Raw genomic sequence first — 10,308 nt, 5'->3', positions numbered from 1 at the left:
GAACGGCACCTTCAAGGCCGAACTCATCGAGATGCACGGCCCGTGGCGGGACGTCGACCAGGTCGAGCGGGCGATCTTCCGCTGGGTCACGTGGTGCAACGAAGAACGGCTCCACTCCGCCCTCGACTACGTGCCGCCCGCCGAGTACGAGGCCGCCTACTGGCGAAGCCAGGAAGCCGCCCACCAGTCCGCCTGAACAAACATCACCGGACGCTACGAAACCCGGGGCAGCTCATTCCGGCGGGACGCGATCCGGCCAGCTCGACGCCGTGCTCGGGTTGCGAGCTTTCAAGGACTGATTACGACGATGCGGCAGTCGGCACCCCGCCGCCAGGCGCGACAGTTGCGAGCCCTCCGTGGCTGATGACGATGCGGTCGTAGCCGATCCCCTCGTGAGCCCACCAGGGCCCTCATCAGTCTGCAGGGCTCGGAACCTTGGGTGGGTGGTGCAGGTGTGTTCTCCGCTCGTGCGTAGGACACTGTCCACACCCGGACGCCGCCTTTGGCCGGCCGCCCGAGCGGGGTGGAGGACGTGGAAGGCCGGGCCAAAGCCCTCTGACCTCGGACGGCACCCGCATTCCGCGCACGATTCCCAGGCTGGTTCACCACACCCCCACTACCAGGCAGTCTCCTCACGTCGAAGGAGACAGTCACCCCCGAGACGCTGGTGTGCGGTACATGAAGCCGGCCGGCTTCGTCAGCGGCGGTCATGGTCCGCACCGCCTGGCGGGACGGTTTCGGCCCAGCCCAACGGATAGCGCGGCTGGTCCGGTGACTCGGCTTCCCGTTCACCGCCTGCGTCGGTGAAGGCGGTGAGCGCTGTGATCAGAGCTTCGCGCTGTGGTGGTGCCATTCGTGCGACGATCGCGGCGATCTCGTCACGCCGCCGGGCCGTGACCTCGTTGACGAGGCGTCGTCCCGGCGGGGTCACCCGCAGGACGGTCTCCCGGCGATCGGTGGGGTTGACCTCTCGGGAGATGAGTCCTGTGGCGATGAGCCTGTCGGCCATGCGCATCGCGGTCGAGGGATTGACCTCCAACTGCTGGGCGAGTGCGACCAGCTTGACCGGGCCGTGTGTGGACAGGACTACGAGCATCCGGAACTGCGCCAGGGTGACAGTGCCCTCGACGGCCGCCAGGGACCTGGCGGCGATGGCGACAAGCACCCGCGAGGTGGTGAGGACCGCGCGGGTCACGCCGTCGATATCGTCCGCGTCCACAAGGTGGTCTGCACCCTCAGCCATGAGTCCACTTCTACACCGGCAAGCCCCGGTGAGTACACCTCGCGGGCCTCTGAGGCAGAGCACACACTTGACATACCTTGCATAGTGCAAAGAATGTCCGGGGGAGGGGTGGAGCATGGCTGACCGGCACGCTGGCGACCCTCTGGACCCCGCCTTGCAGAGCGCCCAGGACTCCACCGGGCGGCTGCGGGACATGCTGGTCGGGCCCGCCCGGTACTCCGGCCGACGTGCGCCTCGCTGGCTACGGATACAGAGCGCCGCGTTCGTGTTCGCCGCGACCGTCGTACTCGTGGGTCTCGGCGCGGTGAGTGCGTACAGCCCAGCGAGGCCGTTCCGGGACGGCTCCGCAGGCATCGTGTTCGCGCTGACCTTCGCCGTCTCCCTGCTGCTCATCAGGGCCGGCCGGCTGTTCGTGGTAGCGGTGGCGACAGTCGGTATCCCGGTAGCCGTGCTGACCCCGCAGCTTGCGGGCCACCTGGTGCTGGAAGACCGCGGCGTGCAGCTCTCCGCTGAAGTGTCGGCGGTGGCGCCTGCCGCAGACCTCCCTGGAGTCTCGAAGCCCTACTGCTTTGTCGCCCAGGTCCCGGGCTCGTACGCTCCGGTCTGGATCTGGCGCGGATGCACATCCGCAACCACACCGGGAGACGAAATCTCCGTGGTGTACGACCCGATGGGCATCGTGCAACCCCGCGGAATCGAGGAGACACCGTTCTCGTGGCAACTCGTCAAGTACACCGGTGCGGTGATCTGCTTCCTGGCCGTCTCCTACACCGCGGTGATGCGTTCCTATCCCTTCGATCCCCCTCCCCGGCACGGCTGAGAGCCGCATGACGTTCCGGGCAGGAGATCACTGCGGATCGATAACAGCGGCAGCCGGTAGGGCGAGCAGAAGCCGCGGTGTGCCTAACGTGACAGGTGACGTTCGTCGTGGGGTGCAGGGCGATTCCTCACGGGAGAGGAAAGCCGTGCACGAACCGCCGAACTCCGCCCCGCCCTTTCGCACCGTGCTGTCCGTGCTGCCCTACGGTGTCATGGCCATCGTCGCGGCCGTGGACACGTCAGCCGGTCCGGAGGTGGGCTACCTGCCGCTGGTCTCCCTGGGCCCCGCGTTCGCCGGCCTGGTCGGCGGGTGGCGACGCACCGCACTGATCGGCGCGCTGGCGCTGCTGCTCTGCGCCGCACTCGGTCAGTACAACGGCCTGCTCGGCGACCGCCGCGGTTACACCGCGATGTTCTCGGTGGTCGCGGTCACCGCGGCCGGGCTGGTGGCCGTACGCATGCGCCAGGTCAGAGAGGCCGAACTCGCCAGCGTGCGCTCGATCGCCGAGACGGCCCAGCGTGTGCTGCTGCGGCCGGTTCCACGGGCGGCCGGAAACCTGCGGATCGCACTCTCGTACACCTCCGCGCTCGCCGACGCCAGGATCGGAGGCGACCTGTACGAGGTCGTGACCTCACCGGCGGGCGTGCGGGTGATCGTCGGCGATGTGCAAGGCAAGGGGCTGGAGGCGGTCGAGGCCGCGGCGGTGGTGCTCGGCGCGTTCCGGGAGGCGGCGTACGACGAACCGGACCTGCAGGCGGTCGGCAAGCGTGTGGAACTCGCGCTGGAACGCCAACTGCCGTCCGAGAAGTTCGTCACGGCGATCATGGCCGAAATCGGCGACACGCCAGCAGTGACCCTGCTCAACTACGGACACCCCGCACCGCTGGCGGTGAACAGCAGCGGGGACGCGCGCCTCCTCGACCCGCCCGCACGCGCGCTTCCGCTCGGCCTCGGCATGCACGGCGCCACACCGCCCCAACCACACGTCCACCCCTTCAGCCCCGGCGACCAGATCCTCTTCTACACAGACGGCGTCACAGAAGCACGCAACGAACGAGGCGCCTTCTACCCCCTCACCCAGTGCACCGCCCACCTGATGGACACCGACGCCGACACCGCGCTTGCAGCCATCCGCCAAAGCCTCGTCGACCACGTACGCGGACCGCTCCAGGACGACGCCGCCATGCTCCTCCTGCGCTACCGAAAAGACGACACCGACGCCCAGCAGGCGTAACGGACATCACACCCGCTCCAAGCCGAGGTGACCGAGGCCATCGGCGCTGGGCCGGGTGAGCGCGTCGAGGCACGCAAGACCTGGCGCAACGGACACTCGCCGCCGTCGATGACGACGGCCCCGGAGTTTCGCGAGCCCGACGATGCGCTGACGGAGATCCTCTGATCGGTGTGCAACGAATACGCCGCGACCTTCTTCGAAGGCACCGCCGCCGTCACCAGCAGCGCCACCCTGAGCGCACTGCGGACCCACGTGCGGCGCGCGAGTTCCTCTCCCCGGCGACCGGGACGGGAAGCACGCGCCGCTGAGCCGCCCGCGTGGGTGACCTCCCCGCCCACCCGCGCGTTGCTCCGGGTGTGGCGATCAGTGAAGACGATGGGGTCCGGCTGCGGGGGTGGCGCAGCGTGGACGCGCCGGACGGCCGCGTGCCGCGGTGATGTCGACCTCCAGGACGCAGGCCGTAGTGCTGCTCCTGCAGCGACTGCCCGACTGCGACGGGCCCGCGGAGTGGGCGGCGCGCGACATCGCCGGCCGCATCGCGCGTCGGCTGCCTGGTGGCTGAGCCCAGCGCCGACGGCCGGAGTCGGGGAGTCAAGCGGGGCATGTCAGGGATCTTTCAGGGTGTTGGTGCCAGGCAGAACGATCGCCTCATCCCACTGATATCATTGCGCGCCTGCCTCGGCGGATCTCCGGATGCCCCGGAGAAAGAAGCCCACACCCAGCACGACCGCCACGATCGCCGGCGTCACGAGCTGCCAGGGAACGCCGAGCCACACTGCGGGTAGCCCCACGCCGAAGGTGGCTGCCAGGTTGGTGAAGAACAGCCTCTTGCCGGACCTGCTCCAGGTGAAGGGGCCGGGGCGGCGCGGCGCGACGAGGCGTGCCGAAGACGAGGCCGGGCACCGCGAGCAGGCCGAGGCCCGCGCCTGCGGCGGCGATCATCTGGGGCTCGTCGCGCGGCTCGTCGGAGGTCTTCTGCCGGATCCTGCCCTTGGTGAGTGCGACGATGTCGCCGCGCCAGACGGTGCCGACGGCTTTGTCGCCCTCCTGGAGCGTGTCCAGGAGCGGTCCGGGGTCGCCGAAGTCCAGCCTGCCGTGGAACCGCTTGCTGTCCACGGTCGCCCGGTACTCGCTGCCCTTGCCTCCGCGGACCACCGTGTCCACGATGGTGAGGTCGATCTCCCGCAGGCAGTCCTCCCACCACGCATCTGGCGTCGAGTCGGCCGGGCAGCGTTCGGCTGCGCGGTATTCCTCGTATCGCGCGACGTTGGCGGGCAGCCAGTTGGTGAATGCGAGGACGCAGCCCGCCGCCAGGGCCACGGACACCACGATCATCAGCAGCCCCAGGACCCGCGTCACTCCGGCCCGGAAGGCCGTCACTTCTCGCAGACCGGTCATCTCGCACTCCACCCCTCGCAGGCCCGGGCCCCGGCCTGTCGGCTTATCCTCCCCTGTCGGGAACCTGCAATGTCATGAGGGGTGCTGGCAGGTCAGCGCGGTGCATCCCTGCCGGATGCAGGCAATCAGCGGGTGTGTTCTGTTCGCCATTTCGGGAGGCGTCTGGGCCGCCTCGGAATCGAACTGCCTGCACCACGTGGCGTCTTCCCCGGAAGCCAACTGCGGCTCCCGTTTGACCCGAAGCCGAAGGAGATCCGATCGCTGTCTCTGACTAGGCGCTTTCCACGTCGAACGTGGCGATCACGGCTTCTTGCCAGGCGTGACGTTGCCACTGAGTCCGCGGCGGCCGCGGCCCGTACGTCCGCGAGGTTGTTGCGGCTTGCGAGGGTGTGGGGGTTGCGGGGGTGTGGGGGTTGCGGGGGTGTCGACGTTGTCGATCACGATCACCACCCCCCGCACCGCCGCCAGGTGCTCCCACACCACGTCGACGAGCGCGGCCCGGCCGCTCTGGGCGTCATGAAGACGGGTGTCGGCGAGTCCCAGTTCCCTGACGACACGGGTGAGGTCATGCGCGAGGCGGGCGGCATCGTCCTGCCACCGCACCCAGAGACCGCTCGCCCCTGCTCCTCGGCCTCTCGGGCGGCCTGGGCGGCAGGGGTGGTCTTGCCCAGCCCGCCTGTCCCCGCAGACCACGACGAGTCCGCCGTCCCGGCCGGCCGCCGGATCCTGGATGTCGGCGAGTGGGCTGTCGCGGCCCGCGGACGGGGGCCGGGACAGCAGGAACGCGGTAGGAGGCATGGGCGGCTGCCTCCCGCACCCAACCTCCACCTGCCCCACCATCGCCCGAGGCGGGTGAAAGGGCTGGAGCGGGGGAGCGCAGCCTGAGCAGTGGGACGGCGAGAGCGATCAGGCCGGCGGTCCCGCTGATCACACCGGAGAGTAACGCTCCAGCACCCCGGGCACTCGTTAGGCGGTGTCGTCTTGGCGGTAGCGCAGGAGGAGCATGGCGGCGTCGTCCTGGAGGGGGCCGCGTACGTGGTCGATCAGGTCTTGGCGGACGGCGGTCAGGGCGGATTCGGCGTCGGTGTCCGCCAGGAGCGGGGCGCACGTGGTGAGAGGGTAGAAGACGCCTTGCGCGTTGCATGCTTCTGTGACGCCGTCTGTGTAGAAGAGGATCTGGTCCCCGGGGCTGAAGGGGTGCACATGTGGTTGCGGAGGTGCAGTGCCGTGCACGCCGAGGCCGAGGGGAAGTGCCCGAGCCGGTGGTTCGAGGAGGTGCGTGTCGCCGTCGATCTTCACTGCCAGCGGTGCGGGATGTCCGTAGTTGAGGAGGGTCACGGTCGGCTCGTCGCCGATCTCCGCCATGATGGCCGTGACGAACTTCTCGGACGGCAGGTGGCGGTCCAGTGCCCGTTCCACTCGCTCGCCGACCGCCTGGAGATTCGGCTCGTCGTAGGCCGCCTCGCGGAAGGCGCCGAGCACCACCGCTGCGGTCTCCACTGCTTCCAGGCCCTTGCCCTGCACGTCACCGATGATCACTCGTACTCCCACCGGTGACGTCACGACCTCGTAGAGGTCGCCTCCGATCCTGGCTTCGGCAACCGCGGACGTGTACGAGAGCGCGATCCTCAGCTTTCCCGCCACCAGCGGCACCGGTCGCAGCAGCACACGCTGAGCCACTTCGGCGATCGAGCGTACGCTGGCCAACTCCGCCTCGCGTGCCTGCCGCATCCGTACGGCCGCCAGGGCGGCGGCGGTTACCCCGACTACTGAGAACATCGCGGTGTATCCGCGGGGGTCACCCAGCAGCCTGTTGTACTGAGCGAGCGCGGTACAGAGCAGCAGCGCCAGCACACCGATCAGCACGGTGCGCCGCCACCCGCCCACCAGGCCGGCGAAGGCGGGACCCAGGGACACCAGCGGCAGGTAGCCGATCTCCGGGCCGGCCGACGTGTCCACCGCCACGACGACGGCCATGACACCGTAGGGCAGAACGGACAACACGCCGCGGACGGGGAAGGCCAGTCTGTACTGCGGCCCGCTCACGGTCTCCCTCCCCGTGAGGTATCGCACGCGCCCCACGACGAATATCACCTGCCACGGTAGACACACGGCCTCTTTGACTCGACACGCCTGCCACCGCCGTTATCAACCTGCAGTGATCTCCTGCCCGGAAAGGTCGATCGACTTTCAGCTGCTGCTGAGGAGGCGGGCAGAAGGTAGAAACGCACCCCCGCGGTGCGGAAGGCCACGCCGCGACAGGCCGATCCGGCGGACTTGACGACCCGCCACGAGGAGGGGTCTCCTCATGTCCGCGGGCCCGGACGATGCCCATCGGGTCGTACACCACGGATTTCCGGGCTCCCTGAGCGGGTGCCGGAAATCGCCGCGTGGGCCACGAACAACGGGCCGCCTGGCCGCTGCGTTCGTGGTGGGACCGTCACCCGAGCGCGCGGTCGGATGCTCCTGGTCCTGTCCGCGTACAGTTCGGTCAGGCCCTGCCTTCAGGCCGTGCTGCCCTCCTGAGCCGGGCTGAGCCCTCAGTGGACCCGCACGGTTGGTGACCTGGTACTCGTGTGCGGTGTCTGCTGGCACGGCCGGTAAACCATGTCGATCAGGCAAGCAGCGATCAGCATCCATGCCCCGACACCCAGAACCCATACCGTCTCGGTGAAGATCCCGGTGACGGCCAACACCACCGCGAGCAAGCCCAGGCCCTACTCGATACGCCACATCTGCTCATCGGGCCGGGAGCGTCTCACGAGTTTGCTCGGTACGTACGTGGTGCCGGCCTACCGGTATCCGTTGCCGTTTTCAGCAGGCTTATGTCCCGTACGGTGGCGGCCGCTCCTGTCGGGGGGCGGGGGATGGGCCGGGAGTCTCCCGGCGACGCCCACAGTGAGAATCCAGCCATCGCTCCGCTCCTTCTGCCGTAACCGCCGTTGCCGAGCGTGCCAGGTTGCCGTGGATGTCAGGGCACGCACATCACCGTGGGCTGGAATCCATACGGACACTTGACGATCGCGTGCGCTGTGTTGGTGCATCTGGTGGACGCCGTTTCCGGCCAGCCGGGCATTCCATGGTCGGCAGCGGCGGTCTCCAGGTCTGCCGCGCGCGACCATCCCTTCCCCGGCCTTCGCCTCGGGGCGGCCCGACAAGCTGCCTGATCTGGAACCGTGCTTCCAGATCAGGCGGTACACGGGCCGCGGAATGTGCATGGTTCGGCAAGGTGGTGGCGGCTAGGGTGTGGAACCGGATGCTGATGGTTTGCTGACGGAGTCCTGACGCCGGTTGCGTCAGCCGCCCCGGGCAGGGAAAGGGGCCGCTGTGCGAGGCTGGCTGCGTTCGACCAGCCGCTCCCTGCTGGCCACGCACCCCGCGCGACTGGTCGTTGTGGCGTTCGGTCTGGTCGTCCTCATCGGCACGCTGCTGTTGTCGCTGCCGGTGGCGGCCGAGGACCGCTCTGCGACGGGCTTCGTGCCGTCGTTGTTTACCGCCACCTCAGCGGTGTGCGTGACGGGCCTGACGGTGGTGGACACCGGAACCCACTGGAGCGCCTTCGGCGAGGGCGTGATCCTGGCACTGATCCAGGTCGGTGGCTTCGGGATCATGACCTTGGCATCGCTGCTGGCATTGCTGGTCGTCGGCAGACTCCGGCTGCGCCTGCAACTGACCGCGCAGGTGGAGACGAAGACCCTCGGCTTGGGCGACGTACGCCGGGTGCTTCTGGGCGTGGCGGGCACCACGCTGATCGTGGAGTTGTCGGTGGCGGCGCTGCTGGCGCTGCGTTTCCGTTTCGGCTACGACCAGGGGGTGGGCGAGTCCGCCTACTCCGCGCTCTTCCACGCTGTCTCCGCCTTCAACAACGCCGGCTTCGGACTGCACGTGGACAGTCTCACTCGCTATGCCACCGACCCGTGGGTGACAGTGCCGGTCGCTGCCGCGGTCATCTGCGGCGGCCTGGGTTTCCCGGTGTTGTTGGAGGTGTTGCGGTATCGGCACCGGCGGCGGGTGAGCGGTCGGCGTGGCTGGTCGCTGCACGCCAAGCTCACCCTGACGACCACCGCGGTCCTGCTGGTAGCAGGGGCGGCTCTCACATGTGCGCTGGAGTGGTCCAACGGTGCGACCCTCGGCCCCTTCGGTACCGGCGAGAAACTGCTCAGCGGCTTCTTTCACTCGGCCATGACCCGCACCGCGGGCTTCAACGCCGTCGACATCGGCGCACTGCACCCGGCCACACTGCTGGTGACCAGCGTGCTGATGTTCATCGGTGGCGGAAGCGCCGGCACCGCGGGCGGCATCAAGGTCACGACCTTCGCAGTACTCGCCGTCGCCATGGTCGCCGAGGTGCGTGGCGAGCCCGCCGCCGAGACCATGGGCCGCCGCATCCCGCCGGCCGCGCTGCGGCAGGCGCTGACGGTGGCGCTGCTCGCCATCGGACTGGTGATATCGGCCACCGTGGTACTGCTGACCATGACACAGGAAAGATTCGAGGCGGTGCTCTTCGAGACGGTTTCCGCCTTCGGCACCGTCGGCCTGTCCACCGGCATCACCGCCGATCTTCCGGCGGCCGGCCAGGTCGTCCTGGTCCTGCTGATGTTCGTCGGCCGCGTCGGTCCCATCACCCTGGTGTCGGCACTCGCGCTGCGCGAGCGCACGCGCCGCTTTCAACTACCCGAAGAACGCCCCGTCATTGGATGAGCATGACCAACTACCTGCACCACCTCCAACGCAGGCGCGGCAAGCGGCAGGCGGGCGGCCGCCGCCGGCAGGCCGGAGCGGACCGGATCGCCGTCATCGGCCTGGGGAGATTCGGCGGCTCACTGGCCGACGAGCTGACGCGCCGTGGATGGGACGTCCTGGGCATCGATACCGATGCCCGGCTGGTCCAGAAGTACAGCGACGCCCTCACCCATGCAGCCGCTGCGGACTGCACCGACCCCCGGACCCTGGAGCAACTGGGTGTAAATGACTTCACCCATGTGGTGGTCGGCATCGGCACCGACATCCAGGCGTCGATCCTGGTCGCCTCGAACCTGCTGGAGGCCGGTGTGACGAACATCTGGGCGAAGGCCGTCAGCCGTCAGCACGGCCAGATCCTTGAACGGCTAGGCGTGCATCACGTCATCCTGCCTGAGCACGAGATGGGCGAGCGCGTCGCCCATCTCGTGACCGGCCGGATGCTCGACTTCATCCAGTTCGATGACGACTTCGCACTCGCCAAGACCGTCGCGCCGAGGCTCGCCATCGGCGTCCCTCTGGGCGAGAGCCGCGTCCGCACCCTCCACGGCGTCACCGTGGTCGGCATCAAGCGCCCCGGCGAGGAGTTCACCTATGCCACAGCCGAGACGGTCCTGGAGAAAGGTGACGTCATCATCGTCACCGGACGCACACAAGCGGTCGAAACCTTCGCCGAACTCACCTGAGCCGCCACGCGACTGCGCATCCACGCACCTCGCCGACGTGGTGAGCAGGGCGCTGACGCGCTCGTCACGACCTGGCGCGGTCCGGCCCGGGTTGGCGCTGCTTCGGGAGGTCGTGGCCTGCGGCGCGGTCTGTCTCGTTCGGCAGGCCGACGAGGTCTTCGACGTCGAACATGCGGGCGATGGGCAC

10 protein-coding genes are annotated in these 10,308 nt (G+C 68.7%); 6 read left to right on the top strand and 4 right to left on the bottom strand.

Annotated elements, in window-relative coordinates; genetic code table 11:
- Positions 1-196 (top strand): integrase core domain-containing protein (locus tag FB457_RS34935; RefSeq protein WP_145784694.1); only part of this gene is annotated, 196 nt, incomplete at its 5' end.
- Between the two features lie 501 nt (positions 197-697).
- Here the strand turns inward: FB457_RS34935 and FB457_RS34930 are convergent.
- Complete coding sequence (locus FB457_RS34930) at positions 698-1,243, bottom strand: MarR family transcriptional regulator (protein ID WP_145784692.1); 546 nt, start codon at positions 1,241-1,243, stop codon at positions 698-700.
- Between the two features lie 115 nt (positions 1,244-1,358).
- On the opposite strand from FB457_RS34930, the gene FB457_RS34925 reads away from it, so the two are divergent.
- The 3 genes from FB457_RS34925 to FB457_RS35585 all read left to right on the top strand — a co-directional run bounded on the left by FB457_RS34925 (position 1,359) and on the right by FB457_RS35585 (position 3,462).
- Positions 1,359-2,063 (top strand): hypothetical protein, encoded by a 705-nt coding sequence (locus FB457_RS34925; RefSeq protein ID WP_052770491.1) that lies wholly within the window; start codon positions 1,359-1,361, stop codon positions 2,061-2,063.
- A gap of 145 nt (positions 2,064-2,208) precedes the next feature.
- Entirely contained in the window at positions 2,209-3,297 is a 1,089-nt protein-coding gene (locus tag FB457_RS34920) for a PP2C family protein-serine/threonine phosphatase (protein ID WP_052770498.1), read from the top strand.
- Between the two features lie 27 nt (positions 3,298-3,324).
- Complete coding sequence (locus FB457_RS35585; protein ID WP_186462105.1) at positions 3,325-3,462, top strand: hypothetical protein; 138 nt, start codon at positions 3,325-3,327, stop codon at positions 3,460-3,462.
- Between the two features lie 483 nt (positions 3,463-3,945).
- On the opposite strand, the gene FB457_RS34915 is transcribed toward FB457_RS35585, so the two are convergent.
- The 3 genes from FB457_RS34915 to FB457_RS34905 all read right to left on the bottom strand — a co-directional run bounded on the left by FB457_RS34915 (position 3,946) and on the right by FB457_RS34905 (position 6,672).
- Positions 3,946-4,695 (bottom strand): hypothetical protein, encoded by a 750-nt coding sequence (locus tag FB457_RS34915; RefSeq protein ID WP_145784690.1) that lies wholly within the window; start codon positions 4,693-4,695, stop codon positions 3,946-3,948.
- A 300-nt stretch (positions 4,696-4,995) separates the two neighbouring features.
- Positions 4,996-5,298 (bottom strand): hypothetical protein, encoded by a 303-nt coding sequence (locus FB457_RS36655; protein WP_486589267.1) that lies wholly within the window; start codon positions 5,296-5,298, stop codon positions 4,996-4,998.
- A 363-nt stretch (positions 5,299-5,661) separates the two neighbouring features.
- On the bottom strand, positions 5,662-6,672 hold the full coding sequence (locus FB457_RS34905) for a SpoIIE family protein phosphatase (protein WP_145784695.1): 1,011 nt from the start codon (positions 6,670-6,672) through the stop codon (positions 5,662-5,664).
- A 1,350-nt stretch (positions 6,673-8,022) separates the two neighbouring features.
- On the opposite strand from FB457_RS34905, the gene FB457_RS34900 reads away from it, so the two are divergent.
- Both FB457_RS34900 and FB457_RS34895 read left to right on the top strand, forming a co-directional pair.
- A complete protein-coding gene (locus FB457_RS34900; protein ID WP_047018527.1) occupies positions 8,023-9,396 on the top strand; it encodes a TrkH family potassium uptake protein in 1,374 nt (457 codons plus the stop codon).
- Positions 9,397-9,398: 2 nt separating this feature from the next.
- On the top strand, positions 9,399-10,121 hold the full coding sequence (locus tag FB457_RS34895; protein WP_173534946.1) for a potassium channel family protein: 723 nt from the start codon (positions 9,399-9,401) through the stop codon (positions 10,119-10,121).
- Positions 10,122-10,308: the final 187 nt, after the last annotated feature.

It is taken from the genome of Streptomyces sp. CNZ287, from assembly GCF_007827615.1.
The sequence above is the reverse complement of the archived record's forward strand: the minus strand, read 5'-3'. Positions and strand labels throughout refer to the sequence as shown.

Excerpts from the sequence above, each read along its gene's own strand:
- FB457_RS34925 (WP_052770491.1), top strand. The coding sequence starts at position 1,359 with ATGGCTGACCGGCACGCTGGCGACCCTCTGGACCCCGCCTTGCAGAGC.
- FB457_RS34905 (WP_145784695.1), bottom strand. The coding sequence starts at position 6,672 with ATGGCCGTCGTCGTGGCGGTGGACACGTCGGCCGGCCCGGAGATCGGC.
- FB457_RS34895 (WP_173534946.1), top strand. The coding sequence starts at position 9,399 with ATGACCAACTACCTGCACCACCTCCAACGCAGGCGCGGCAAGCGGCAG.
- FB457_RS34915 (WP_145784690.1), bottom strand. The coding sequence starts at position 4,695 with ATGACCGGTCTGCGAGAAGTGACGGCCTTCCGGGCCGGAGTGACGCGG.
- FB457_RS34930 (WP_145784692.1), bottom strand. The coding sequence starts at position 1,243 with ATGGCTGAGGGTGCAGACCACCTTGTGGACGCGGACGATATCGACGGC.